Below are 23419 nucleotides of genomic sequence, written 5' to 3'. Positions count from 1 at the left end.
ATAATGAAAAAAAACATCTTTTTAATCGCACTTTTTTTGGTGTCACTTTATTCTAACAGCCAAGAGAAAAAAGTAAATAACTACAAATATATTATTGTATCAGATAAATTCGATTTTTTAAAAGAAACAGATCAATATCAAACAAGCTCTTTAACAAAGTTTTTATTAAAGAAAAATGGATTTGATGTGTATTTAAGTTCCGAAAGTTTACCTCTAGAGATAAAAGCGGATAGATGTTCTGCTTTGTTTGTAGATGTTGTAAGTGAGTCTAGTATGTTTAAAACAAAATTAAAAATAAGGTTAAAAGATTGTTTTAATAAAGTAGTTTATATTTCTAAAATAGGAGAAAGTAGAGAGAAAGAATACAAAAAATCATATCAAGACGCAATTAGAGATGCTTATAGTAATATGAGTGATATACAATACATGCCTTTATCAAAGAATAAAGAAATAAAAAAAGAGATTTTAAAAGAAAAACCACAGGAATTAACTACTAATGGGGCTGTTGCTGTAATTGCAAAGAATAAAAAACCTGTTGTAGAAACTGCAAATTATAATACCAAAGTTTTGTATGCACAACCAAATAAAAATGGTTTCCAGTTAATAAACACGAAACCAGAAGTAATTTTTTTATTATTTAAGACTAAGGTTAAAGATGTTTATATACTAAAGGATAAAAATGGAGTTTTATATAAAAAAGGGAATATTTGGGTTGCAGAATATTATAAAAACGAAAGCTTAGTTACAGAAGAATATCAAGTTAAATTTTAATAGTCGTAACGATTTTTCCACTTTTCTTTTAAAAGATCTCTAAATTGATTTTCTCTTTGGTTATGTCCTGGCTCATAAATTTTTGTTCCAGAAATTTCATGTGGTAAAAATTCCTGATCTACAAAATTATTAGGGTAGTTATGTGAATACATATATTCTTTACCATAATCTAAATCTTTCATTAATTTAGTTGGAGCATTTCTAAGATGAAGAGGTACAGATAAATCTCCAGTTTTTCGTACTAAGTTTTGCGCTTCTCCAATAGCCATATAAGAAGCATTACTTTTTGTCGAATTTGCCAAATATACTGCACATTGACTTAAAATAATTCGAGATTCTGGATTTCCAATTACAGAAACTGCTTGAAATGTATTATTGGCTAAAATTAATGCTGTCGGATTTGCATTTCCTATATCTTCAGAAGCTAAAATTAGCATTCTTCTAGCGATAAATTTTACATCTTCTCCACCTTCAATCATTCTTGCTAACCAATATACAGCCGCATTTGGGTCGCTTCCACGTATAGATTTTATAAAAGCCGAAACAATATCATAATGTTGTTCGCCAGTTTTATCATATCTAGCCGTGTTTTTTTGAACTTTAGAAAGCACCAATTCATTGGTAATTTCTATTTCGTCTTCAGAAGAAACCAACAATTCGAAAATGTTTAATAATTTTCTGGCATCTCCACTCGAAACTTGCAATAATGCTTCAGTTTCTTTTAAAATTATTTTTTTTGAAGCTAAAAATTCGTCAGTTCTCATAGCTCTTTCTAAAAGAGCCACCAAATCGTTTTTATCGAAAGAATTTAAAATATATACTTGGCATCTAGAGAGTAGGGCAGGTATTACCTCGAAACTTGGGTTTTCTGTAGTTGCACCAATTAATGTTACCCAACCTTTTTCTACTGCTCCTAATAAAGAATCTTGTTGCGATTTACTAAATCTATGAATTTCATCTATAAATAAAATAGGGTTTTTTGCTGTAAATAATCCACCACTTTTTTTGGCTTTTTCAATTACCTCTCTAACATCTTTTACTCCAGAACTAATGGCACTTAAAGTATAAAAAGGTCTTTTAGATTCTGTGGCAATAATATTTGCAAGGGTAGTTTTTCCAATTCCTGGAGGACCCCACAAAATTAAAGAAGGAATAATCCCTTGTTTAATTAAATTTGTTAAAACTCCTTTTTTACCAACTAAATGTTGTTGACTAATATAATCTTCTAAAGTTTTAGGTCTAATTCTTTCTGCCAAAGGTTCATTCATTTTGTAAAAATAATAAAGATTTATGACAGAAGTTGTAGTTTTTTATTTTGGTTGAATTTTTGCTATTTTTAAAGTAATGGATATCGACAATAAATTAAAGCTATCAAAAAATGTGTTTCTAATTCCAACAATTTATATTGTTTGTATTTGGTTGGTATATTGGGTAGAGATTTATTTTGGATATAATTTTAATAAATGGGGTGTATATCCAAGAAATTTAATTGGTTTTAGAGGTGTTTTTTTAACACATTTTATTCATAGTGATGCAGGCCATTTATTTAATAACTCTATTCCTCTTTTTGTCTTACTGTCTTCTCTTTTTTTCTTTTATAGAGATACTGCCTATAAAATATTGTTACTTGGAGGTTTTTTTACTGGATTTTTAACATGGATAATTGCAAGAGAATCTTATCATATTGGAGCAAGTGGTATTGTGTATTTACTTTTTAGTTTTGTTTTTTTTAGTGGTATTATAAAAAAACATTACAGACTAGTTGCACTTTCTTTTATTATCATTTTTCTTTATGGAAGTATGATTTGGTATGTTTTACCAATTAAAGATGGTATGTCTTGGGAAGGACATTTATCAGGTTTTTTAACAGGTCTTATTCTTGCTGTTATTTATAGAAAAAAAGGAATAGTAAAGAAAGAGCATCAATTTTCTGAAACGGAATTTGATTTATTATTTGATGAACAGGGAAATTTTTCTCCACCCAAAGAAGATGTAATAGTTGAGGAAGAAGAAATTAATAATATTTAACTAATTCTTTGTCTTACACTTTCATATAAGAAGGCTCCACAAGCAACAGAAACATTTAATGATGCTATTTCACCTAACAAGGGTAATTTTGCTTTATAATCTACCATTTTTAGTATAGAAGGGTTAACACCTCTATGTTCGGATCCCATAACAATTGCTAATGGTTGTTTAAAATTAACATCGAAAACAGAGTCTTCTGTTTTTTCTGTGGCAGCCACAGTTTTAATTTCAGATGCTTGTAGTAAAAATAAGGCGTCTTTAATATGATCTACTTTACAAATAGGAACTTTAAAAGCAGCACCTGCAGAGGTTTTTATGGTTTCCGCATTTACTGGAGCACTACCATTTTTTTGAATAATTATTCCATGAACTCCAGTACATTCTGCGGTTCTAATAATCGCTCCAAAATTTCGTACATCCGAAAGTTGGTCTAACAATAAAAATAGAGGAACATCTCCACTTTCCATAGTTTTTTCAATCAAAGTTTCTAAATCATGAAATTCGATAGGAGAAATTTGTGCAACTGCACCCTGGTGATTACTGTTTTTGGATAAACGATTCAGTTTTTCTACAGGAACAATACTTGTAGTTAAGCGATGTTGTTTTATCAGTTTATCTAACTGATAAAAAAGATCTCCTCTTAATGCTTTTTGTAAGTATATTTTATTTATTGTTGATCCACTTTCAATAGCTTCAATTATAGCCCTAATCCCAAATATGTTAGTCATGTCGTTTTCCATTTTGCAAATGTATGCTAAATAAAGAGCAAAAAAAAACCATCTCAAAAGAGATGGTTCATATTAAAAATAAATCTAAATATTTATTTAATTATGGGTATTATTTATTTAAATTATATGTAAAAAAAAGCTAGTCTAAACAGAAAATTTTAAGTGGATAATCGTCATTTTTTTCAATAGAAATTCTTTCGCCATCCTTTCTTTTTATGTTTATAATACCATTTACATTTGTTTGATTAAAGTTAGAGAATTCATATAAACCAGTTGTATTTAAGTGTTTTACCAATATTACTGCCATGTCTATATTATTCATTTTTTCTTTTAATTTTTTATCTCCTTCAGAAATTAATGTTGGTTCGAAAGAGGGAAGTACAAAAGAACTATTTTCCTTAGTAATATTATCTTTATGTACAAAAACAAAACTGTCTATTTTAAGAGTATCTCCATCTTTTATATTTTTAATATTAAAGATATTATATTGTAAACAGATAGTTTTATGTTCTTTATTTTCTTTTGTTGTACAGTTTACAAAAGATAAGGTTAAAAGTATTAATAAAATTAATTTAGTTTTCATATATCATAAAGTAAAAAAAAACTACCCTATTTAATAGGGTAGTTTTAAATATTTTTAAAAATAGTTTATTAGAAATTTTTCCATGAATTCGCTCCAGATGCAGTTCCTTCACTTCCAATATTAGCAGTTCCACCAAAAGTGTAAAACTCTTCTCCAATAATTTCTAGTTCAGATGCTGGAATTGGGTAATGTAAAGGTGTACCTTCTTGAAGCATATCATTTCTTCTCATGTAAAACCAATGTGTACCAATTGAAGCATTTAAATCTAATTCAACAGAATATTCATACAATAAAGCTTTTTCTACTTCTGTAGCAGTTCCTGGTGTAGTTATATTACCTACAGTTCCTCTAGGAGATGCATCTAAGATAGCAGCCGCATCTGCAGGAGAACTAACTTCTGCTTTTATATATTGTAATTCAGCTAAAGTAAATATATCTAAAGGAATTCCTTCAACATTTCTATTATTTCCAGAGAATTTTCTAACATTAAAATAGTTTGTAAATAAATACCTTCCTCTAGATTCTCTTAAAAATCCAAATGCTGAATTATATTCAAAATAGTCTACTCTTGGGTCGTTACTTTGTACTGGATCTAAAATAATGTTTGGATCTGTCGGATAATCTACAGGGTAGTTAGAATCTAAAAAATGCATTACTTTAATGTCCGTTGGTAAATAACCTTGCCCAGAGATAAAAAATGTTCTCCAATCTTGTAAGTTATTAAACAAAACACTTTGTTTTGTTGGAGGCGTAAAGTCTGCAGTTATTCCTGCATTTACATAAGCTAAAACTTTAGCTTTATCAGTATTTGCTGCTTCAGCTTTAGTTCTTGCATTTCCTATTGTAATTTTAGCCATAAACGAGTTTGCAACTTGTTTATACAAAGCATTTGGTAAAGTATAACTATCATGCAATCTTAAAGTTGCAGAGTTACCTGCTAATTGTACAGATTTTTCTAAGTTAGTAATACTAGCAGCCATTACTTCTTGGTATGTAGAAAACTCTAATGCACTTAAATCAGTATCAGGATTTACGATAAATGCTTTATCATAAATTAAAGATAAATAACCTTGAGCTAAACCTTTTACAAAGTATGCTGCAGATAATTTTTGATTTGTAACATCAACTCCTTCATTAAATAATTGTTTTCCATCAATTTCAATTAAAGTAATAATGGTGTTCGCTGAGTTAATATATGAGTTTAAACTACCCCATGAATTCCCTACGTGATTTCCTAAATCTGCATTTGTAGGACTATTGTTAATTTGCTCCCTAGGTTGGTTTGCAAAACTCCAAAAACTTACATATGCATTTGTAGTTGTCGACTGATCCGCCAAATTGTCCATATAAATTCCAGAAAAACCTATAATGTGTGCAAACACGTTTGTTGTAGCTCCGTCTAATAAACTTATAACGTCAGAATCTTCAGCTAGAGCTCTTTCTCTATCTGCTTGGTTAATATTTTCTACATTTAAATCTTCACATGAAGTGAATGATACAAACAACATTGTAGAAAAAACTAAATAACTAATAATTTTTTTCATTTTTTGTATTTTTTTTTATTAAAATTTAATTTCTGCTGTAAAAGAGAAACTTTTTAAATTAGGGTATGCATACTCATCTAACCTAAAGTTAGTTGGGTTTGTTGCAATGGCAACTTCAGGATCCCATCCAGAATAATCTGTAAAAGTAAATAAGTTTCTACCTGATACAGAGAATTTTACACTATCGATAAAATCGACACCAATTTCTTTAGTGTTTAAAGTATATCCTAATGCTATTTCTCTAACTTTTACATAAGAACCATCTTCTACAAAATAACTTGTTGGTTCTGCTCTATTATAGATGTTTTGTGCATATTGTAAATGTTTTCCTGCAGCTCCAAAACTTTCTAGATCACTATGTCTTTCATTAAAATATAAGTTTTGTTTTGTATAATTGTAGATATCTCCACCTTTTTGCCAGTCAATTAATGCATACAAGCTAAAACCTTTGTAATTAAATGAAGTATTAAATCCTACATTAAAGTCTGGATTTGTATCTCCGATAGCACTTACTTTATTTTGGCTTGTTTGTTCATCATATAATAACACAGGTGTTTCAGCAGCTGTTCCTATCGCGCTTGTCAATACAACATATCCATCAGAATTAACACTGTAATCTCCTGTAGATCCACCAGGTACAGTTCCAGAACCACCGAAGTTTAAAACTTCTCCATTAGCATCTGTTGAAAGATCCGCTACAGAAGTCACAAAACTTTGTCCATACATTGTTCCATAAGGAAGACCTTCTTCAACTCTAAATAAATTAACAGCTCCAAGACCACCTCTTGTAAAAGCAGGAACACCATTTAAATTTGAGATTTCTTGAGTACCAGTATCAAAATTAACACCAAAATTCCATTTAAAATCTTCAGTATCTATTATGTTTCCATTAATACTAACTTCAAAATATTTACTAGATATTTCTCCAATATTTTGATATTGAGCAGAAAAACCAGCTACACTTGGTAATGGTACTAATACTACTGCATCTTTCGTCTTAGTATCAGAGTAATTGAATTCTACATTTATCTTATCAAAAACAACTGCGTTTAAACCTAATTCCAATTCTGCAGAAACAGATGGTTTTAACTTGTTGTTACCTAAAACTCCTGGGCTAATTCCAGACGTTGTTACTGAGTAAGTTTCATATTGTGCATTCCAAGCTGGAGGTCTTAATCCAGATGTACCATATGCTGCTCTGAATTTTAATTCTTGAACATTATTAATTTCAATATCTTCAGTAAGCCTATATGCTAAAGAACCTCTTCCATAATATTTAGATCTTTCTTCAGAACCAAATAAAGAAGATTCATCTCTTCTTCCTAATACATTTAAAATTAATTTGTTTTTGTAATCAAAATCTAAATTAACAAAGTAATTTCTTGCAATTTCTCTTTCATTTTGAGAACTAATACTTTGGTTATCTCTTAAAGTATTTTCTACATTTAATACTCCAGAAGCTATGATATCAAAACCACTAGCAGATAATGCATTGTAAGTTCTACTTTCAAATAAATATTTTACTGTAGCAGCAAAATTTAAATCTCCAAAAGTTTTACTATATATACCTTGTAAACCAGTTACATTTGTTTGAAATTTTGTTTCGCTCTCTCCAATAAATCCATTATTTAATGTTGCACTTGGAGTAGGCGTTTCAAATCCTTTTGGATTATAAGAAAACCCTCTAATACTTGTTCTATCCATACTTTGACTAAAACTAAATTGAATATCTTCAGTTAAGTCGTACAAAAGATCAACACCTAACAAAGTCCTGTTTCTGTAAAAATCTCTAATTTGTTCCTGAGCCACATATAATGGGTTTTGGAAGTTTCCTGCTTGAACATCATAACCAGGAATCCCAGAATTTTGAAAATTTCCTTGTGCGTCTCTTGCAGTTAAATTAATAAAAGGCTCAACAGTTAAAGCACTGTAAAAATAGTTAGCCCCTTGACCTTGTTCTGTAATAGACTGCCCATCTGTTTTAGTTAAAGAACCTGTAAATTTAATTTCAAATTTTTCTGATGGTTTTACACCAAAATTAGCTCTTATACTTTGTCTCTTATAAGGAGGTACTGGCTCTAATGCCCCACCTTGTTTCATATCTTGAAAAGATAAATAATAATTATAAATATCTTCAGAACCTGATAAAGAAAGAGTATTAACTGTAAAATCTTGAGATTCAAAAAGATTATCTACATTGTCATATAAAGTACTTAAATAGTTATTGTCAAAAAGACCATCTGGGTCTAAAACTCTATTTCCAGAACTTAAATCAAAACCAAAATTACTAGTATTTGGTGTTGCAGGATCATTATCCCAATCTCCATCTCTTACACCTAAAGGGTCATTTAAATAAGAATGCTTATTTGTAACTGGGTAGTTACTTGTTAAAGCAGAAAAACCATATTCACTTCTTAGAGTAACATTTAATTTACCTTTTCCTTTTTTAGTGATAATTTGTATAACACCATTTGCTGCCAATGAACCATATAATGATGCTGCTGCAGCACCTTTAACAACTTCCATACTAGCAATGTCTTCAACTGCTACATCTCTTAAACTACCATTTGTAATAATACCATCTACAATAATTAATGGGCTTTGAGAACCACTAATAGATGTAGATCCTCTTAATCTAATTTGAGGTGCTGAAGAAGGGTTACCAGATGGTTGAACAATTCTTACACCAGCTACTTTACCTCTTAATGCATTTGCAGGATCTGCTGCAGGTACTTCTTGTAATTCTTTTGTGCTAACCTTAGCTAAAGAAAATCCAAGTTTTTTTGTTGATGTTCCTCTTGCAACTCCTGTTACAACAATCTCGTCTAAGACATTAGCATCTTGAACTAAAGTAACATTTATTACATTCGAGTTACCAACAGTCTTATTAACAACTTTGTAACCTAAGTATCTATAAACTAATCTGTCTCCAGATTTTGCTTTAATAGAATACTTACCATCGAAATCTGTTTCAGTACCTTTATTGGTACCTTTAATTAGAATACTAACTCCTGGTAATACGCCAGAATCATCTGACACCGTTCCAGAAATTGTTTTCTCCTGAGCAAAACTCATTTGCATAACAAACGCTAATAACAGCGTTAAAATCCCTTTAAACTTTGTTTTCATTGTAAAATTATTTGAATTAATTAATCCCAAAAGTCTTAAATAAAACTTAATTAACCAATTTTTTAACATAAAAAAGTTAATAATTTGTTAATCAGATAACTAATATTTACATAACTACTTAATAATTAGTTGTTTAGAGTTATTTTTTAATTTTATATTTATTAATTAGAATTTTACTTTCCTTATTTTCTCTACATCTTTCATTAACTAAGTCGTTATGTTTATGGTTAACTTACAGAGGTTGTTATTTTTTTAAAAAAAATTTTTCCAGTTAAGTGATAATTGTGTGCTTTTTAAGTCAATCTTAGTATTGGTGTTTAATATGGATGCAACACTTAGATTAATTTGAGAATTTCTTGAAGTAAATAGGTATCCCAGTCCAATGCTTAAAAGGTCTTCGCTTTTAATTGTTGTGTTGATTTTTCCAATGTCTGTAATTGAATATAAATAGGATTTTTCAGAAGTTACGTATCTGTATTCTATGTTAAAGAACGTATAATCTTTCGCAAAGATACTTTGCTCATTAAAACCTCTTATAGATTTTGATCCCCCAATTCTAAATAATTCATTTTCGATAAAATTTGTAGAATTCAAATAACCTGTGTTATTTCTAATAAAAATCGAATTCCTATTATTAATGTCAAAAATATAAGAAGTATTTAAGTGGATTTTAAATTGATTAGAACTTTCAATTAAACTAGTTCTTTTACCAATTGAGGGATTAATGTCAAAAGAAAATTTATCATTTCTAAAAAAATCATTTTTGGGAATGTTAAATTGAAATGTTGTTCCAAGGAAGAAATTGTTAAACGTATATACATTGTTTTTTGAGTCATTAATTAACTTTTCAGAATCTTCTAAACTAAAGGTTAATCCAATTTTTGATTTCTCATTTATAGAATAATTTATATTCGTATTAAACTTTGTGTTTATAAAAGTTGAATCTTGCTTGTAAATTGAAAAAGAAATATCTGGAGAAATTTTAGAGTTTAATATATAAGGTGTGTTAAGTGATAATTCAAATTCCTGTTTTTCTTCACCAATACTATTCCAGAATAAGTTTAAATTTTCACCGGTATTAAAAATGTTATTTAGTTTTAAATCGATGTGACCATTAAAAATCAAATTCCCACTTTCATTTGAAGAAAAATTAATTAGTCCGTTAAAGCTACTAGAGTTTCTTTTTTTTAGATATATATATAGGTAGGTAGAATCTTTTGTAAATAAAATTTCAGGAGGTTTAATTTCTTCAACAAAAGATAGGTTGTTGGAGAGTCTTTTAATAGTTTCCAATTTCTGCTTATTAAAAATAGTGTTTCTATTTATATTATAATAATTTTTAAAATATGATTTAGGGAAATCTTTATAACCTTTTACGATTGTCTTAGTGATAATTCTTTTTTTAGATTCCTCAATAATTAGAGTTCCGTAAAGTTTTTTGCTTTTTATGCTTACATCTGTTAATTGGACTTTGGAAAACGATTTTCCGTCTTTTTCAAGATTTTTAGAAAAGGTGGATAATATTTGTTGAAGTTTTTCAATAGGAATGGTTATAGAATTGCCTTCAAAATTAAATTCTTTCAATAATGAAGAAGAAGGGTTCTTGAAAATTAAAACAGCATTCTCTATCCTTTCATTTAATTGAAATATTACGGTAAAATTATTTAAATCTTTCGAAACACTATTTATTGTATTTGAGAAATAGCCTATTTTTTTTAAATAAGAAGAAACTCTATCTAACTCATTATATATACTTAAACTGTCTTTGTGTTTTTTTTGATAATCGATTTTATGTAATACAGAAAGCTCAGCAGCTGTCTTTGAGGATAAGGTTAAGGTGTATTTTTGGGCAAAAAGAGAGTTAAGGGAAATTGTTGTAGAAAATAAAAGAATAAATAGCGTAACTTTTTGCTTCAAAACTTATGATTAATAGTTGTTCAAATGTAACTCAAAACTTGAAAAGAATATAATTAATAACTCATTTCAAAAAAAATAACTTGCTGATAATTGAATAATTAGAAATTAATTGTACATTTGCAGACTCTTAAAAAAGAGATAATGTTTAATATAAACGTAAAACAGTAATTTTTAGTATGCCAACTATTCAACAATTAGTTCGTAAAGGAAGAACCAAAATAACTAAGAAGAGTAAATCGGCTGCTTTGTCGTCTTGTCCTCAAAGACGTGGAGTTTGTACTAGAGTTTATACTACTACGCCAAAGAAACCTAATTCAGCAATGAGAAAAGTTGCCAGAGTTAGATTAACAAATGGTAATGAGATAAACGCGTACATTCCAGGTGAAGGACATAACTTACAAGAGCACTCGATAGTATTAGTTAGAGGTGGAAGGGTAAAAGATTTGCCAGGAGTTAAATATCACGTAGTACGTGGTGCATTAGATACTGCAGGAGTTGAGGGTAGAACCCAACGTAGATCTAAGTATGGAGCAAAACGCCCAAAAAAGTAATTTAGTAACTTTTTTAATGTAAAGACATGAGAAAAAGAGCAGCAAAAAAAAGAGTCTTATTACCAGACCCAAAATTTAACGACCAGTTAGTAACTCGTTTCGTTAATAACTTAATGTGGAGTGGTAAGAAGTCAGTAGCGTTCAAAGTGTTTTACGATGCTTTAGAGATCGTAGAAGAAAGAAAAGGAGAAGACGAAGAGAAATCGGCTTTAGAAATTTGGAAAGATGGTTTGTCTAATGTAATGCCTCACGTAGAAGTAAGATCTCGTCGTGTTGGTGGAGCAACATTTCAAATTCCAATGCAAATTAGACCAGATCGTAAGGTGTCTATGGCTATTAAATGGATGATTTTGTATACTCGAAAGAGAAACGAAAAAACAATGGCGCAGCGTTTAGCTGCTGAAATTTTAGCTGCGGCTAAAGAAGAAGGAGCTGCTGTTAAGAAACGTACAGATACTCACAAGATGGCAGAGGCTAACAAAGCATTCTCTCACTTTAGATTTTAAGAAATGGCTAGAGATTTAAAATATACAAGAAATATTGGTATTGCAGCTCATATTGATGCTGGTAAAACCACAACTACAGAACGTGTATTGTATTACACAGGGGTTTCTCATAAAATTGGAGAAGTTCATGATGGTGCAGCTACAATGGACTGGATGGAGCAAGAGCAAGAAAGAGGTATTACAATTACTTCTGCGGCAACTACTTGTACTTGGGAATTCCCTTTAGAGAATGCTCAAAAAACACCAGAAACAAAAGGATATCACTTTAATATTATTGATACTCCAGGTCACGTAGATTTTACTGTTGAAGTAAACAGATCTTTACGTGTGTTAGATGGTTTAGTTTTCTTGTTTTCAGCAGTTGATGGTGTTGAGCCTCAATCTGAAACGAACTGGAGATTAGCAGATAACTATAAGGTTCCAAGAATTGGTTTTGTTAACAAAATGGACCGTCAAGGATCAGACTTTTTAGCAGTTTGTCAACAAGTAAAAGATATGTTAAAGTCAAATGCGGTGCCAATCGTTTTAAACATTGGTGACGAGGATGAATTTAAGGGTATTATAGATTTAGTAAAGAATCGTGCTATTGTATGGCATGACGAAACTCAAGGGGCAACTTTCGATGTTATTGAAATTCCTGAAGAGTTAAAAGCTGAAGCAAAAAAATATAGAGCTTTATTAATCGAAGAGGTTGCAAGTTACGACGAGAACCTTTTAGAGAAGTTCATGGAAGATGAAGATTCTATTACGGAAGAAGAAGTGCATAAAGCATTAAGGGCTGCTGTAATGGATATGGCTATTATTCCTATGATTTGTGGTTCTGCATTTAAGAATAAAGGTGTTCAGTTTCTTTTAGATGCTGTATGTCGTTATTTACCTTCTCCAATGGATAAGGAAGGTATTGTTGGTGTAAACCCAGATACTAATGAAAAAGAATTACGTAAACCAGATGTAAAGGAGCCTTTTGCTGCTTTAGCATTTAAGATTGCTACAGATCCTTTTGTTGGTCGTTTAGCATTTTTTAGAGCATATTCTGGTCGTTTAGACGCAGGTTCTTATGTGTTAAATAATCGTTCTGGAAAGAAAGAGCGTATTTCACGTATTTACCAAATGCATGCAAATAAGCAAAATGCAATTGATTATATCGAAGCTGGAGATATTGGTGCGGCCGTAGGTTTTAAATCTATTAAAACAGGAGATACTTTATCAGCAGAGAAACATCCTATCGTTTTAGAATCTATGGATTTTCCAGATCCAGTAATTGGTATCGCTGTAGAGCCTAAGACAAAAGCTGATGTAGATAAATTAGGTATTGGTTTAGGTAAATTAGCTGAAGAGGATCCTACTTTTACAGTACGTTCAGACGAAGCTTCAGGACAAACTATTATCTCTGGAATGGGGGAGTTGCACTTAGATGTAATTGTAGATCGTTTAAGAAGAGAATTTAAAGTTGAAGTAAATCAAGGTCAACCACAAGTTGAATATAAAGAAGCTATTACTGCATCTGCAGATCATAGAGAGGTTTATAAGAAACAATCTGGTGGACGTGGTAAATTTGCTGATATTGTATTTACGATTGAGCCAGCAGACGAAGGTGTGCAAGGTTTACAGTTTGAATCTGTAATTAAAGGTGGTAATGTTCCTAGAGAATTTGTTCCTTCAGTAGAGAAAGGTTTCAAAGAAGCTATGAAAAACGGTCCTTTAGCTGGTTACGAAATGGATTCTATGAAAGTTACATTAAAAGATGGTTCTTTCCACGCTGTGGATTCTGATGCATTATCTTTTGAATTAGCTGCAAAAATGGGTTATAAAGTTGCTGCGAAATCTGCAAAAGCTAAAATAATGGAACCATTAATGAAGCTAGAAGTGTTAACTCCCGAAGAAAACATGGGAGATATCGTTGGAGATTTGAACAGAAGAAGAGGTCAAGTTAACGATATGTCAGATAGAGCTGGAGCTAAAGTTGTAAAAGCATTAGTGCCATTATCAGAAATGTTTGGTTATGTAACTGCTTTAAGAACTATGTCTTCTGGTAGAGCAACATCTACAATGGAATTTTCACATTATGCAGAAACTCCATCAAATGTATCTGAGGAAGTAATTGCTAAAGCAAAAGGATAATCTACTAAATAAATTAAGATGAGTCAAAAAATTAGAATTAAATTAAAGTCTTACGATTACAACTTAGTAGACAAATCTGCTGAAAAAATTGTAAAGACGGTAAAAAGTACTGGTGCTGTAGTAAACGGACCAATACCATTACCAACACATAAAAAGATTTTTACAGTATTACGTTCTCCACACGTAAACAAAAAATCTAGAGAGCAATTTCAATTATCTGCTTACAAAAGATTATTAGACATTTATAGTTCTTCTTCGAAAACTATCGATGCTTTAATGAAACTTGAGTTACCAAGTGGTGTTGAAGTTGAAATTAAAGTATAATTAAAACTAACTTTCGGTTTAATTTTGTTAAACCGAAAGTTTTTTTTACTTTTGCAACCCGAAATAGAGTAGGGTGAGCCTATTTTTGAAGTTAAATTCAATAATAGATACATGTCCAGAGCGTTTCGCAACGGAAAAACGGAAAAAACAAAATCAGCGTTGAATTTGTTTGCGCTGTTTTTTTTGAGCAAAATTCAAAGGATTTTAAATCGAAACATTAGTTTCAAACAAAATTTATTAATAGACGCGCTGGATAAATAAATCTATCGTCTTAAAATTAACAAAATGTCTGGGTTAATAGGAAGAAAGATTGGAATGACCAGTTTATTCGACGAAAACGGGAAAAATATTCCTTGTACAGTAATCGAAGCGGGTCCTTGCGTTGTTACCCAAGTCAGAACCGAAGAGGTTGACGGCTACAATGCGTTGCAGCTTGGTTTCGATGACAAAAAGGCGAAGAGTTCTAACAAATCGTTAGACGGTCACTTTAAAAAAGCTGGCACCACTGCTAAGAAAAAAGTCGTTGAATTTCAAGGATTTGAACAAGAGTATAAATTAGGAGATTCTATCACAGTAGATCATTTTACTGAAGGAGAATTTGTTGATGTATCGGGTGTATCAAAGGGAAAAGGTTTTCAGGGAGTTGTAAAACGCCACGGCTTTGCTGGGGTTGGTCAAGCTACTCACGGTCAACATAACCGATTAAGAGCTCCTGGTTCGATTGGTGCTGCATCTTATCCTGCAAGAGTATTCAAAGGAATGCGTATGGCAGGTAGAATGGGTGGAGATAAAGTGAAAGTACAAAACTTAAGAGTATTAAAAGTAGTTGCTGAAAAGAACTTACTTGTTGTTAAAGGAGCAGTTCCTGGACACAAAAATGCTTTTGTAACTATTCAGAAATAATGAAAGTAGCAGTTTTAGATATTACAGGAAAAGATACAGGTAGAAAGGTTGAACTTTCTAAAGATGTATTCGGTGTAGAACCTAACGATCATGCAATTTATTTAGATGTAAAGCAATACTTGGCGAATCAAAGACAAGGAACGCATAAATCTAAAGAGAGAGCAGAAATTGCAGGTTCAACAAGAAAGATAAAAAAACAAAAAGGAACTGGTACTGCAAGAGCAGGTTCTATCAAGTCTGGTGTTTTTAGAGGTGGTGGACGTATGTTCGGGCCTAGACCAAGAAGTTATTCTTTTAAATTGAATAAAAACTTAAAGCGTTTGGCTCGTAAGTCGGCTTTAAGTATTCAAGCAAACGATAAGAATTTAGTAGTAATCGAAGATTTTAATTTTGATACTCCAAAGACAAAAAACTTTGTAGATGTGTTAAAAGCGTTAGAGTTGGATACTAAAAAATCTTTGTTTGTATTAAGTGACGAAAATGCAAATGTGTATTTATCATCACGTAACTTAAAAAACTCTAAAGTAGTAAAAGCTTCAGAAATTAATACTTACGGTGTTTTAAACGCTAATAAAGTTGTAATTACTGAAGGTTCTTTAGAAGGAATTAATTCAAACTTAAGCAAATAGGGATTCAAAATGAGTATTTTAATAAAACCTATTATTACGGAAAAAGCAACAAACGATAGTGAGTTATTTAATAGATTTACATTTGTTGTAGAAAAGAAAGCTAACAAATTAGAAATTAAAAATGCTGTTGAAAAAGCATATGGAGTTTCTATTTTAAGCGTTAAGACTTTAAATTATCCAATTCAAAGAAACACAAAATTTACTAAAAAAGGTTTAGTAACTGGAGTAAAGAGTGGGTATAAGAAAGCTATCGTTCAAGTAGCAGAAGGAGAAAGCATTGATTTTTATAACAATCTTTAAGAAAAGACAAAAATGTCAGTTAGAAAATTAAAACCAATAACACCAGGTCAGCGTTTTAGAGTTGTAAATGGGTTCGACACCATAACAACTGATAAGCCGGAGAAAAGTTTACTTGCTCCGAAAAAACGATCTGGAGGTCGAAACAATCAGGGAAGAATGACAACACGTAATATTGGTGGTGGTCATAAACAAAAATATCGTATTATCGATTTCAAAAGAGATAAGCAAGGTATTCCTGCAACAGTTAAAACTATAGAGTACGATCCAAATCGTACAGCATTTATTGCTTTACTTAGTTATGCTGATGGTGAAAAGCGTTATGTAATTGCACAAAACGGCTTAAAAGTAGGTCAAACTATTGTAGCAGGAACGAATGTTGCTCCAGAAATTGGAAATGCAATGACGTTGAATGAAATTCCTTTGGGAACTACAATTTCTTGTATAGAATTACGTCCAGGTCAAGGTGCTGTTATGGCGCGTTCTGCTGGTTCTTTTGCTCAATTAATGGCAAGAGATGGTAAGTATGCAACAGTAAAATTACCTTCTGGTGAAACAAGATTAATCTTGTTAACTTGTATGGCTACAATTGGAGTTGTATCTAATTCAGATCACCAATTATTAGTTTCTGGTAAAGCTGGTAGATCTAGATGGTTAGGAAAGAGACCTAGAACAAATGCAGTAAGAATGAACCCTGTCGATCACCCAATGGGTGGTGGTGAAGGTCGTGCTTCTGGGGGGCATCCAAGATCAAGAAATGGTATTCCTGCTAAAGGATTCAAGACTAGATCTAAAACCAAAGCTAGTAATAAGTATATTTTAGAACGTAGAAAGAAATAATAAGTTATGGCAAGATCATTAAAAAAAGGACCTTACGTTCACTATAAATTAGAGAAAAAAGTGTTAGCTAATGTAGAGGCTGGTAACAAAACAGTAATTAAAACTTGGTCTAGAGCAAGTATGATTACACCAGATTTTGTAGGACAAACAATTGCAGTTCATAATGGACGTCAGTTTGTACCAGTATATGTTACAGAAAACATGGTAGGGCATAAATTAGGCGAATTTTCACCAACTCGTTCTTTTAGAGGACATGCTGGTGCAAAAAATAAAGGAAAAAAATAGTAGGCAATGGGAGTTCGTAAAAAAAATATGGCAGATCAGTTAAAAGCAGACAGAAAGCAACGTGCTTTCGCGAAGCTTACTAACTGCCCTACATCACCAAGAAAAATGCGTTTAGTAGCGGATCAAATTAGAGGAGTTGAAGTTGAAAAAGCTTTACAAATCTTAAAATTCAGTCCAAAAGAAGCGTCTATTAACTTAGAGAAATTGTTATTGTCTGCAATTGCAAACTGGCAAGCTAAGAATGAAGATGCAACTATTGAAGATGCTGGACTATTCGTTAAGACTATATGTGTAGATAGCGCAGGAATGTTAAAAAGATTAAGACCAGCTCCACAAGGGCGTGCTCATAGAATTCGTAAGCGTTCTAATCACGTTACTTTAGAGTTAGGAAGTAAAAATTTAAGTAATTAATCGAAGTAGATATGGGACAAAAAACAAATCCAATAGGAAATCGTTTAGGAATCATCAGAGGTTGGGAATCTAACTGGTATGGTGGAAATGACTACGGAGATAAAATTGCTGAAGATGATAAGATAAGAAAGTATATACATGCTAGATTATCTAAAGCAAGTGTATCAAGAGTAATTATTGAGCGTACTTTAAAACTTGTAACCGTTACTATCACTACTGCTAGACCTGGTATTATTATCGGTAAAGGTGGTCAAGAGGTAGACAAGTTAAAAGAAGAACTTAAGAAAATTACTGGTAAAGAAGTTCAAATTAACATTTTTGAAATTAAACGTCCAGAACTAGATGCAAGATTAGTTGCAACTAGTGTTGCTCGTCAAATTGAGAATAGAATTTCTTATAAGAGAGCTATTAAAATGGCAATCGCTGCAACAATGCGTATGAATGCTGAAGGGATTAAAATCCAAATCTCAGGTCGTTTAAACGGAGCTGAGATGGCACGTTCAGAGCATTTTAAAGAAGGTAGAATTCCTCTTTCTACTTTTAGAGCAGATATCGATTATGCATTAGTAGAAGCTCATACTACATACGGAAGATTAGGAGTTAAGGTATGGATTATGAAAGGTGAGGTGTATGGTAAGAGAGAATTATCTCCGTTAGTTGGATTGTCTAAGAAACAATCAGGTTCTAAAGGTGGAGGTGATAGAGCTAAACGTCAACCTCGTAGAAGAAAATAATTTTTAAAATTAGAAATTAAAAATGTTACAGCCAAAAAGAGTAAAATACCGTAAGGTACAGAAGGCGAAAGGGAATATGACAGGTATTTCTGGTAGAGGAAATCAACTTTCTAATGGAATGTTTGGTATCAAATCTATCGATCAGAACTTGTTAACTTCTCGTCAAATTGAAGCAGCTCGTATCGCGGCAACTCGTCATATGAAAAGAGAAGGTCAGTTATGGATCAAGATATTTCCAGACAAACCTATTACAAAGAAACCTTTAGAGGTACGTATGGGTAAGGGTAAAGGAGCTCCAGACCATTTTGTTGCAGTTATTAAACCAGGTAGGATTTTGTTCGAAGTTGGTGGAGTGCCAATGAATGTTGCAAAAGAAGCTTTACGTTTAGCTGCACAAAAACTTCCTGTAAGAACGAAGTTTGTAGTAGCAAGAGACTTTGATATTAACGCTTAATTCTAGAAAAAATGAAACAATCAGAAGTAAAAGAATTATCTACAGCAGATCTTAATGAAAAGCTTGGAGCGTTGCAAAAGAATTATACCGATCTTAAGATGGCTCACGCCATAACACCAATGGAGAATCCATTAGAGTTAAGAAGCTTAAGAAGAACTGTAGCAAGAATTGCAACAGAATTAACAAATAGAGAATTACAATAATTCTATAGTCAATTTTAAAGATGGAAAAAAGAAATCTTAGAAAAGAGAGAATTGGTGTTGTATCTAGTAACAAAATGGAGAAATCTATTGTTGTTGCAGAAACTAAAAGAGTTAAGCACCCAATGTACGGAAAGTTCGTATTAAAGACTAAGAAGTACGTTGCACACGACGAACAGAATGATTGCAACGAAGGAGATACAGTTAGGATCATGGAGACAAGACCTATGAGTAAATCTAAACGTTGGAGATTAGTAGAAATCCTAGAAAGAGCTAAATAATATGTTACAGACAGAATCAAGATTAAAAGTCGCAGATAATACTGGAGCAAAAGAAGTTTTAGTAATTAGAGTTTTAGGAGGAACAAGAAAACGTTACGCAAGTATTGGAGACAAGATTGTAGTATCAGTTAAATCTGCAACTCCTAACGGAACTGTAAAGAAAGGTCAAGTATCTAGAGCAGTTGTTGTAAGAACGAAGAAAGAAGTAAGACGTAAAGATGGGTCATATATCAGATTTGATGATAATGCTTGTGTCCTTTTAAATCCTACAGAGGAGATGAGAGGAACACGTGTATTTGGTCCTGTTGCTCGTGAGCTTCGTGAGAAACAATTCATGAAAATAGTATCATTAGCACCTGAAGTGCTTTAAATTATCATAAAATGAAGAAGTTTAAAATAAAATCAGGAGATACTGTAAAAGTAATTGCAGGAGATCACAAAGGATCTGAAGGAAAGGTTTTACAAATCATCAAAGATAAAGACAGAGTTTTAGTGGAAGGTGTAAACTTAGTTTCTAAGCACACAAAACCAAGCGCTCAAAGTCCTCAAGGTGGTATTGTAAAGAAAGAAGCTTCACTTCATATTTCTAACGTAATGTTAGTAGAAGAAGGTGTAGCTGTAAGAGTAGGTTATAAAGTTGATGGAGATACTAAAACTAGAGTCTCTAAAAAAACTAAAAAATAATAATAATCATGAGTTACGTACCAAGATTAAAAGCAGAATACAAAGATAGAGTGGTTACCGCTCTTACTGAAGAATTCAGTTATAAAAATGTAATGCAAGTACCTAAATTAGAAAAAATTGTTGTTTCTAAAGGTGTTGGTGCTGCAATTGCAGATAAGAAATTAATAGATTATGCCTTAGAAGAGCTGACTAAAATTACGGGTCAAAAAGCAATTTCTACGATGTCTAAAAAAGATGTTGCCGCATTTAAATTACGTAAAGGTATGCCAATTGGTGTAAAAGTTACTTTACGTGGAGATAAAATGTACGAGTTCTTAGATAGATTGGTTACAGCTTCTTTGCCTCGTGTAAGAGACTTTAACGGTATTAAAGCTAATGGTTTTGATGGAAGAGGTAATTACAATTTAGGAATTACTGAACAAATCATCTACCCAGAAATAAATATTGATCAAGTGAAGAAAATCAATGGAATGGATATTACATTTGTAACATCTGCAGACACTGATAAAGAAGCGAAATCATTATTAGGAGAATTAGGTTTACCATTCAAAAAAAATTAAGAAATGGCTAAAGAATCAATGAAAGCGCGTGAGCGCAAGAGAGAAAGTACTGTTGCAAAATATGCTGAAAAAAGAAAAGCTTTAAAAGAAGCTGGAGATTATGAAGCATTACAGAAATTACCAAGAAATGCATCACCAATTAGATTACATAATAGATGTAAATTAACGGGTCGTCCAAAAGGATATATGCGTCAGTTTGGTTTGTCTCGTGTAACTTTCCGTGAAATGGCAAATCAAGGGTTAATACCAGGTGTTAGAAAAGCAAGTTGGTAGAAATCAGAAATAAAGCTTAAAAATAAAAATAGAATGTGTATCTTTGCACGCTCTATTTTTTTTGAGTATAAGAATGTTAACTGATTATAGGTTCGAATTTCACAGAGAAATCTGTAGGTACAATAGAGACTTTCGAAAACCGGAATCGCAATTTAAATAAATATGTATACAGATCCAATCGCGGATTTTCTTACTAGAGTAAGAAATGCAATCGCAGCAGGACACAGAGTAGTGGAAATTCCAGCTTCAAACTTGAAGAAGGAAATGACTAAAATTTTGTTTGATCAAGGGTATATTTTAAGCTATCAGTTCAATGACGATAAAGTTCAGGGGACAATTAAGATTGCTTTAAAATATGACAGAGAAACAAAAGAGTCAGTAATTAGAAAAATTCAACGAATTAGTACACCAGGTTTACGTAAATATGTTGGCTCTACAGAGATGCCAAGAGTATTAAACGGACTTGGAATTGCTATTGTTTCTACGTCGAAAGGTGTAATGACAAACAAAAAAGCACGTCTAGAGAATGTTGGAGGAGAAGTTTTATGTTACGTTTATTAAATCTTAAGAAATGAGTAGAATAGGAAAAAATCCCGTTAGCATTTCACAAGGTGTAGATGTAAACATAAAAGACAATGTTATAACCGTAAAAGGAAAATTAGGTGAGTTAAATCAAACTATTTCTGAGGGTATATCAATTAAAATTGAAGATGGTATTATCACTTTAGATAGAGCATCAGAAAGTAAAGACCATAAAGCACAACATGGTTTAATGAGAGCTTTAGTCAATAACATGATTGAAGGTGTAAGTAAAGGCTGGACAAAAGAGTTAGAATTGGTTGGTGTAGGTTATAGAGCCTCAAATCAAGGACAAAAATTAGACTTAGCTTTAGGTTTCTCACATAATATTGTATTAGAATTAGCTCCAGAAGTTAAAATCGAAACAGTATCTGAGAAAGGGAAAAACCCGATCATTAAATTATCTTCATTTGACAAACAATTAGTGGGTCAAATTGCTGCAAAGATCCGTTCTTTCAGAGCTCCAGAGCCTTACAAAGGTAAAGGTGTTAAGTTTGTTGGTGAATTATTAAGAAGAAAAGCAGGTAAATCTGCATAATAAATAGCAATATGGCATTATCAAAGCTACAAAGAAGAGCTAGAATAAAGCGTAGAATCAGAAAGATTATCTCTGGTACAGCTACAAAACCAAGATTATCGGTTTATAGAAGTAACAAAGAGATTTACGCACAACTAGTAGACGATGTAAATGGAGTTACTTTAGCTTCAGTTTCATCAAGAGATAAAGATATAAAAGCAAGTTCTAAAGTTGAGGCAGCTACAGCAGTTGGTAAAACAATCGCAGAAAAAGCTAATAAAGCAGGTGTAGAAGCTGTTGCTTTCGATAGAAATGGTTATTTATACCATGGTAGAGTTAAAGTATTAGCAGAAGCTGCAAGAGAAGCTGGTTTAAAATTTTAAGAAATTATGCAAGGTTATAAAAACGTAGAAAGAGTTAAACCAAGTGGGTTAGAGCTTGTAGATAGATTAGTAGGTGTACAACGTGTTACCAAAGTAACGAAGGGTGGTAGAGCATTTGGTTTCTCTGCAATTGTAGTAGTTGGAGATGGTAACGGAGTTGTTGGACATGGATTAGGAAAATCTAAAGATGTTTCTTCAGCAATAGCAAAAGCTGTTGAAGATGCAAAGAAAAATTTAATAAGAATACCAATTTTAGAGGGTACATTACCTCATGAGCAAAAAGGTAAATTTGGTGGTGCGAAAGTATTTATCAAACCTGCTTCTGCTGGTACAGGAGTTATTGCTGGTGGAGCTGTTCGTGCTGTATTAGAATCAGTTGGGGTACATGATGTTTTATCAAAATCTCAAGGATCTTCTAATCCTCACAATGCTGTAAAAGCAACTTTTAATGCATTATTACAATTACGTAGTGCATCTTCAGTGGCAAAGCAAAGAGGTATATCTTTAGAAAAAGTATTTAACGGATAAATCTAAGAACGATGGCAAGAATTAAAGTTACACAAGTAAAAAGTCAAATCGGGCGTCTTCAGAACCAAAAGAGAACTTTAGAAGCATTAGGTTTACGTAGAATGAACCAAACTGTAGAACATGAGGCAACTCCTACAATTATTGGTATGGTAAATACAGTTAAACACTTAGTTTCTTACGAAGAAATTAAATAAGATATTTATAAAAGATGAGTTTACATAATTTAACACCGGCAGAAGGTTCCATTAAAAAAGGAAAAAGAATTGCAAGAGGTGAAGGATCTGGAAAGGGTGGTACTGCTACAAGAGGACACAATGGACAGAAATCTCGTTCTGGTTATTCTAAGAAGATTGGTTTTGAAGGAGGGCAGATGCCACTTCAAAGACGTGTACCTAAATTTGGTTTTACGAATATTAATCGTAAAGAATATCAAGGAATCAATTTAGACAAGTTACAATCTTTAGTAGATAGTGGAAAGATAACAGATACAGTTAATTTAGATATTTTAATTGCTAATAGATTGGCAAGAAAAAACGACCTAATTAAAATTTTAGGAAACGGAGAATTAAAAGCTAAATTAAACATAACTGTACATAAATTTACTGCAACTGCAAAAGCGGCTATTGAGGCTGCTGGAGGAGAAGTAGTTACTTTATAAG

32 protein-coding genes are annotated in these 23419 nt (G+C 31.9%); 26 read left to right on the top strand and 6 right to left on the bottom strand.

What is annotated here, in order from left to right:
* Positions 1-3: 3 nt before the first annotated feature.
* Positions 4-771 carry a hypothetical protein gene (locus H9I45_RS07535; protein ID WP_088354731.1) on the top strand — a complete coding sequence of 256 codons (768 nt, stop codon included), beginning with the start codon at positions 4-6 and terminating at the stop codon, positions 769-771.
* On the opposite strand, the gene H9I45_RS07530 is transcribed toward H9I45_RS07535, so the two are convergent.
* Positions 768-2039 (bottom strand): replication-associated recombination protein A, encoded by a 1272-nt coding sequence (locus H9I45_RS07530; RefSeq protein ID WP_088354730.1) that lies wholly within the window; start codon positions 2037-2039, stop codon positions 768-770. The genes H9I45_RS07535 and H9I45_RS07530 overlap by 4 nt on opposite strands.
* 76 nt (positions 2040-2115) lie before the next feature.
* On the opposite strand from H9I45_RS07530, the gene H9I45_RS07525 reads away from it, so the two are divergent.
* Complete coding sequence (locus H9I45_RS07525; protein WP_088354729.1) at positions 2116-2799, top strand: rhomboid family intramembrane serine protease; 684 nt, start codon at positions 2116-2118, stop codon at positions 2797-2799.
* Here H9I45_RS07525 and rlmB read toward each other — a convergent pair.
* The 5 genes from rlmB to H9I45_RS07500 form a co-directional block, all read right to left on the bottom strand.
* The gene (rlmB, locus tag H9I45_RS07520; protein ID WP_088354728.1) at positions 2796-3539 is read right to left on the bottom strand and encodes a 23S rRNA (guanosine(2251)-2'-O)-methyltransferase RlmB; all 744 of its coding nucleotides are present in this window, start codon (positions 3537-3539) and stop codon (positions 2796-2798) included. The genes H9I45_RS07525 and rlmB overlap by 4 nt on opposite strands.
* A gap of 127 nt (positions 3540-3666) precedes the next feature.
* Positions 3667-4110, bottom strand: a complete 444-nt coding sequence (locus tag H9I45_RS07515; RefSeq protein ID WP_088354727.1) for a hypothetical protein — start codon at positions 4108-4110, stop codon at positions 3667-3669.
* 68 nt (positions 4111-4178) lie between these two features.
* Complete coding sequence (locus H9I45_RS07510; RefSeq protein WP_088354726.1) at positions 4179-5654, bottom strand: RagB/SusD family nutrient uptake outer membrane protein; 1476 nt, start codon at positions 5652-5654, stop codon at positions 4179-4181.
* Between the two features lie 18 nt (positions 5655-5672).
* On the bottom strand, positions 5673-8783 hold the full coding sequence (locus tag H9I45_RS07505) for a SusC/RagA family TonB-linked outer membrane protein (protein WP_176397583.1): 3111 nt from the start codon (positions 8781-8783) through the stop codon (positions 5673-5675).
* A gap of 252 nt (positions 8784-9035) precedes the next feature.
* Positions 9036-10700, bottom strand: coding sequence for a ShlB/FhaC/HecB family hemolysin secretion/activation protein (locus H9I45_RS07500; protein WP_088354724.1), 1665 nt, complete (start codon positions 10698-10700; stop codon positions 9036-9038).
* 176 nt (positions 10701-10876) lie between these two features.
* On the opposite strand from H9I45_RS07500, the gene rpsL reads away from it, so the two are divergent.
* The 24 genes from rpsL (at position 10877) to rplO (ending at position 23418) form a co-directional block, all read left to right on the top strand.
* Positions 10877-11251 carry a 30S ribosomal protein S12 gene (gene rpsL, locus H9I45_RS07495; RefSeq protein ID WP_018943587.1) on the top strand — a complete coding sequence of 125 codons (375 nt, stop codon included), beginning with the start codon at positions 10877-10879 and terminating at the stop codon, positions 11249-11251.
* A 26-nt stretch (positions 11252-11277) separates the two neighbouring features.
* On the top strand, positions 11278-11757 hold the full coding sequence (gene rpsG, locus H9I45_RS07490; protein WP_036825675.1) for a 30S ribosomal protein S7: 480 nt from the start codon (positions 11278-11280) through the stop codon (positions 11755-11757).
* Positions 11758-11760: 3 nt separating this feature from the next.
* On the top strand, positions 11761-13878 hold the full coding sequence (fusA, locus tag H9I45_RS07485) for an elongation factor G (protein WP_088354723.1): 2118 nt from the start codon (positions 11761-11763) through the stop codon (positions 13876-13878).
* An 18-nt stretch (positions 13879-13896) separates the two neighbouring features.
* Positions 13897-14202, top strand: a complete 306-nt coding sequence (gene rpsJ, locus H9I45_RS07480) for a 30S ribosomal protein S10 (RefSeq protein ID WP_075342599.1) — start codon at positions 13897-13899, stop codon at positions 14200-14202.
* A gap of 285 nt (positions 14203-14487) precedes the next feature.
* On the top strand, positions 14488-15105 hold the full coding sequence (rplC, locus tag H9I45_RS07475) for a 50S ribosomal protein L3 (protein ID WP_088354722.1): 618 nt from the start codon (positions 14488-14490) through the stop codon (positions 15103-15105).
* The gene (gene rplD / locus H9I45_RS07470) at positions 15105-15734 is read left to right on the top strand and encodes a 50S ribosomal protein L4 (RefSeq protein WP_088354721.1); all 630 of its coding nucleotides are present in this window, start codon (positions 15105-15107) and stop codon (positions 15732-15734) included. The genes rplC and rplD overlap by 1 nt, the downstream gene beginning before the upstream one ends.
* Before the next feature lie 9 nt (positions 15735-15743).
* Positions 15744-16034, top strand: a complete 291-nt coding sequence (gene rplW / locus H9I45_RS07465; protein ID WP_088354720.1) for a 50S ribosomal protein L23 — start codon at positions 15744-15746, stop codon at positions 16032-16034.
* A gap of 12 nt (positions 16035-16046) precedes the next feature.
* Positions 16047-16871: a 50S ribosomal protein L2 gene (gene rplB, locus H9I45_RS07460; protein WP_088354719.1), complete on the top strand. Its 825-nt coding sequence runs from the start codon at positions 16047-16049 to the stop codon at positions 16869-16871.
* Between the two features lie 6 nt (positions 16872-16877).
* Positions 16878-17156 (top strand): 30S ribosomal protein S19, encoded by a 279-nt coding sequence (rpsS, locus tag H9I45_RS07455; RefSeq protein WP_015482224.1) that lies wholly within the window; start codon positions 16878-16880, stop codon positions 17154-17156.
* 6 nt (positions 17157-17162) lie between these two features.
* Positions 17163-17567, top strand: a complete 405-nt coding sequence (gene rplV, locus H9I45_RS07450; protein ID WP_088354718.1) for a 50S ribosomal protein L22 — start codon at positions 17163-17165, stop codon at positions 17565-17567.
* 11 nt (positions 17568-17578) lie between these two features.
* On the top strand, positions 17579-18301 hold the full coding sequence (gene rpsC, locus H9I45_RS07445; RefSeq protein ID WP_088354717.1) for a 30S ribosomal protein S3: 723 nt from the start codon (positions 17579-17581) through the stop codon (positions 18299-18301).
* A gap of 22 nt (positions 18302-18323) precedes the next feature.
* Positions 18324-18755 carry a 50S ribosomal protein L16 gene (rplP, locus tag H9I45_RS07440; protein WP_088354716.1) on the top strand — a complete coding sequence of 144 codons (432 nt, stop codon included), beginning with the start codon at positions 18324-18326 and terminating at the stop codon, positions 18753-18755.
* Between the two features lie 11 nt (positions 18756-18766).
* Entirely contained in the window at positions 18767-18958 is a 192-nt protein-coding gene (gene rpmC / locus H9I45_RS07435; RefSeq protein WP_088354715.1) for a 50S ribosomal protein L29, read from the top strand.
* 20 nt (positions 18959-18978) lie between these two features.
* Positions 18979-19236 (top strand): 30S ribosomal protein S17, encoded by a 258-nt coding sequence (gene rpsQ, locus H9I45_RS07430; RefSeq protein ID WP_065320234.1) that lies wholly within the window; start codon positions 18979-18981, stop codon positions 19234-19236.
* 1 nt (position 19237) lies between these two features.
* Positions 19238-19606: a 50S ribosomal protein L14 gene (gene rplN / locus H9I45_RS07425; protein ID WP_004568733.1), complete on the top strand. Its 369-nt coding sequence runs from the start codon at positions 19238-19240 to the stop codon at positions 19604-19606.
* 11 nt (positions 19607-19617) lie between these two features.
* Positions 19618-19920 carry a 50S ribosomal protein L24 gene (gene rplX, locus H9I45_RS07420; protein WP_088354714.1) on the top strand — a complete coding sequence of 101 codons (303 nt, stop codon included), beginning with the start codon at positions 19618-19620 and terminating at the stop codon, positions 19918-19920.
* A gap of 8 nt (positions 19921-19928) precedes the next feature.
* Positions 19929-20480: a 50S ribosomal protein L5 gene (gene rplE / locus H9I45_RS07415; protein WP_088354713.1), complete on the top strand. Its 552-nt coding sequence runs from the start codon at positions 19929-19931 to the stop codon at positions 20478-20480.
* Positions 20481-20483: 3 nt separating this feature from the next.
* On the top strand, positions 20484-20753 hold the full coding sequence (rpsN, locus tag H9I45_RS07410; RefSeq protein WP_088354712.1) for a 30S ribosomal protein S14: 270 nt from the start codon (positions 20484-20486) through the stop codon (positions 20751-20753).
* A gap of 162 nt (positions 20754-20915) precedes the next feature.
* Positions 20916-21314 (top strand): 30S ribosomal protein S8, encoded by a 399-nt coding sequence (gene rpsH / locus H9I45_RS07405; protein WP_036783621.1) that lies wholly within the window; start codon positions 20916-20918, stop codon positions 21312-21314.
* 10 nt (positions 21315-21324) lie between these two features.
* On the top strand, positions 21325-21870 hold the full coding sequence (gene rplF / locus H9I45_RS07400; RefSeq protein WP_088354711.1) for a 50S ribosomal protein L6: 546 nt from the start codon (positions 21325-21327) through the stop codon (positions 21868-21870).
* 11 nt (positions 21871-21881) lie between these two features.
* Positions 21882-22232 carry a 50S ribosomal protein L18 gene (gene rplR, locus H9I45_RS07395; protein ID WP_088354710.1) on the top strand — a complete coding sequence of 117 codons (351 nt, stop codon included), beginning with the start codon at positions 21882-21884 and terminating at the stop codon, positions 22230-22232.
* 3 nt (positions 22233-22235) lie between these two features.
* Entirely contained in the window at positions 22236-22760 is a 525-nt protein-coding gene (gene rpsE / locus H9I45_RS07390) for a 30S ribosomal protein S5 (RefSeq protein ID WP_088354709.1), read from the top strand.
* 11 nt (positions 22761-22771) lie between these two features.
* Entirely contained in the window at positions 22772-22954 is a 183-nt protein-coding gene (gene rpmD / locus H9I45_RS07385) for a 50S ribosomal protein L30 (protein WP_088354708.1), read from the top strand.
* Positions 22955-22968: 14 nt separating this feature from the next.
* Positions 22969-23418 carry a 50S ribosomal protein L15 gene (rplO, locus tag H9I45_RS07380; protein ID WP_088354707.1) on the top strand — a complete coding sequence of 150 codons (450 nt, stop codon included), beginning with the start codon at positions 22969-22971 and terminating at the stop codon, positions 23416-23418.
* The last annotated feature ends 1 nt before the right edge of the window (position 23419 follow it).

The sequence above is a fragment of the Polaribacter haliotis genome, from assembly GCF_014784055.1.
Classification (GTDB): Bacteria; Bacteroidota; Bacteroidia; order Flavobacteriales; family Flavobacteriaceae; genus Polaribacter; species Polaribacter haliotis.
Note: the sequence above shows the minus strand (reverse complement) of the source record. Positions and strands in the feature narration are given on the sequence as shown.

Excerpts from the sequence above, each read along its gene's own strand:
- H9I45_RS07535 (WP_088354731.1), top strand. The coding sequence starts at position 4 with ATGAAAAAAAACATCTTTTTAATCGCACTTTTTTTGGTGTCACTTTAT.
- H9I45_RS07530 (WP_088354730.1), bottom strand. The coding sequence starts at position 2,039 with ATGAATGAACCTTTGGCAGAAAGAATTAGACCTAAAACTTTAGAAGAT.
- H9I45_RS07525 (WP_088354729.1), top strand. The coding sequence starts at position 2,116 with ATGGATATCGACAATAAATTAAAGCTATCAAAAAATGTGTTTCTAATT.
- rlmB (WP_088354728.1), bottom strand. The coding sequence starts at position 3,539 with ATGGAAAACGACATGACTAACATATTTGGGATTAGGGCTATAATTGAA.
- H9I45_RS07515 (WP_088354727.1), bottom strand. The coding sequence starts at position 4,110 with ATGAAAACTAAATTAATTTTATTAATACTTTTAACCTTATCTTTTGTA.
- H9I45_RS07510 (WP_088354726.1), bottom strand. The coding sequence starts at position 5,654 with ATGAAAAAAATTATTAGTTATTTAGTTTTTTCTACAATGTTGTTTGTA.
- H9I45_RS07505 (WP_176397583.1), bottom strand. The coding sequence starts at position 8,783 with ATGAAAACAAAGTTTAAAGGGATTTTAACGCTGTTATTAGCGTTTGTT.
- rpsL (WP_018943587.1), top strand. The coding sequence starts at position 10,877 with ATGCCAACTATTCAACAATTAGTTCGTAAAGGAAGAACCAAAATAACT.
- rpsG (WP_036825675.1), top strand. The coding sequence starts at position 11,278 with ATGAGAAAAAGAGCAGCAAAAAAAAGAGTCTTATTACCAGACCCAAAA.
- fusA (WP_088354723.1), top strand. The coding sequence starts at position 11,761 with ATGGCTAGAGATTTAAAATATACAAGAAATATTGGTATTGCAGCTCAT.
- rpsJ (WP_075342599.1), top strand. The coding sequence starts at position 13,897 with ATGAGTCAAAAAATTAGAATTAAATTAAAGTCTTACGATTACAACTTA.
- rplC (WP_088354722.1), top strand. The coding sequence starts at position 14,488 with ATGTCTGGGTTAATAGGAAGAAAGATTGGAATGACCAGTTTATTCGAC.
- rplD (WP_088354721.1), top strand. The coding sequence starts at position 15,105 with ATGAAAGTAGCAGTTTTAGATATTACAGGAAAAGATACAGGTAGAAAG.
- rplW (WP_088354720.1), top strand. The coding sequence starts at position 15,744 with ATGAGTATTTTAATAAAACCTATTATTACGGAAAAAGCAACAAACGAT.
- rplB (WP_088354719.1), top strand. The coding sequence starts at position 16,047 with ATGTCAGTTAGAAAATTAAAACCAATAACACCAGGTCAGCGTTTTAGA.
- rpsS (WP_015482224.1), top strand. The coding sequence starts at position 16,878 with ATGGCAAGATCATTAAAAAAAGGACCTTACGTTCACTATAAATTAGAG.
- rplV (WP_088354718.1), top strand. The coding sequence starts at position 17,163 with ATGGGAGTTCGTAAAAAAAATATGGCAGATCAGTTAAAAGCAGACAGA.
- rpsC (WP_088354717.1), top strand. The coding sequence starts at position 17,579 with ATGGGACAAAAAACAAATCCAATAGGAAATCGTTTAGGAATCATCAGA.
- rplP (WP_088354716.1), top strand. The coding sequence starts at position 18,324 with ATGTTACAGCCAAAAAGAGTAAAATACCGTAAGGTACAGAAGGCGAAA.
- rpmC (WP_088354715.1), top strand. The coding sequence starts at position 18,767 with ATGAAACAATCAGAAGTAAAAGAATTATCTACAGCAGATCTTAATGAA.
- rpsQ (WP_065320234.1), top strand. The coding sequence starts at position 18,979 with ATGGAAAAAAGAAATCTTAGAAAAGAGAGAATTGGTGTTGTATCTAGT.
- rplN (WP_004568733.1), top strand. The coding sequence starts at position 19,238 with ATGTTACAGACAGAATCAAGATTAAAAGTCGCAGATAATACTGGAGCA.
- rplX (WP_088354714.1), top strand. The coding sequence starts at position 19,618 with ATGAAGAAGTTTAAAATAAAATCAGGAGATACTGTAAAAGTAATTGCA.
- rplE (WP_088354713.1), top strand. The coding sequence starts at position 19,929 with ATGAGTTACGTACCAAGATTAAAAGCAGAATACAAAGATAGAGTGGTT.
- rpsN (WP_088354712.1), top strand. The coding sequence starts at position 20,484 with ATGGCTAAAGAATCAATGAAAGCGCGTGAGCGCAAGAGAGAAAGTACT.
- rpsH (WP_036783621.1), top strand. The coding sequence starts at position 20,916 with ATGTATACAGATCCAATCGCGGATTTTCTTACTAGAGTAAGAAATGCA.
- rplF (WP_088354711.1), top strand. The coding sequence starts at position 21,325 with ATGAGTAGAATAGGAAAAAATCCCGTTAGCATTTCACAAGGTGTAGAT.
- rplR (WP_088354710.1), top strand. The coding sequence starts at position 21,882 with ATGGCATTATCAAAGCTACAAAGAAGAGCTAGAATAAAGCGTAGAATC.
- rpmD (WP_088354708.1), top strand. The coding sequence starts at position 22,772 with ATGGCAAGAATTAAAGTTACACAAGTAAAAAGTCAAATCGGGCGTCTT.
- rplO (WP_088354707.1), top strand. The coding sequence starts at position 22,969 with ATGAGTTTACATAATTTAACACCGGCAGAAGGTTCCATTAAAAAAGGA.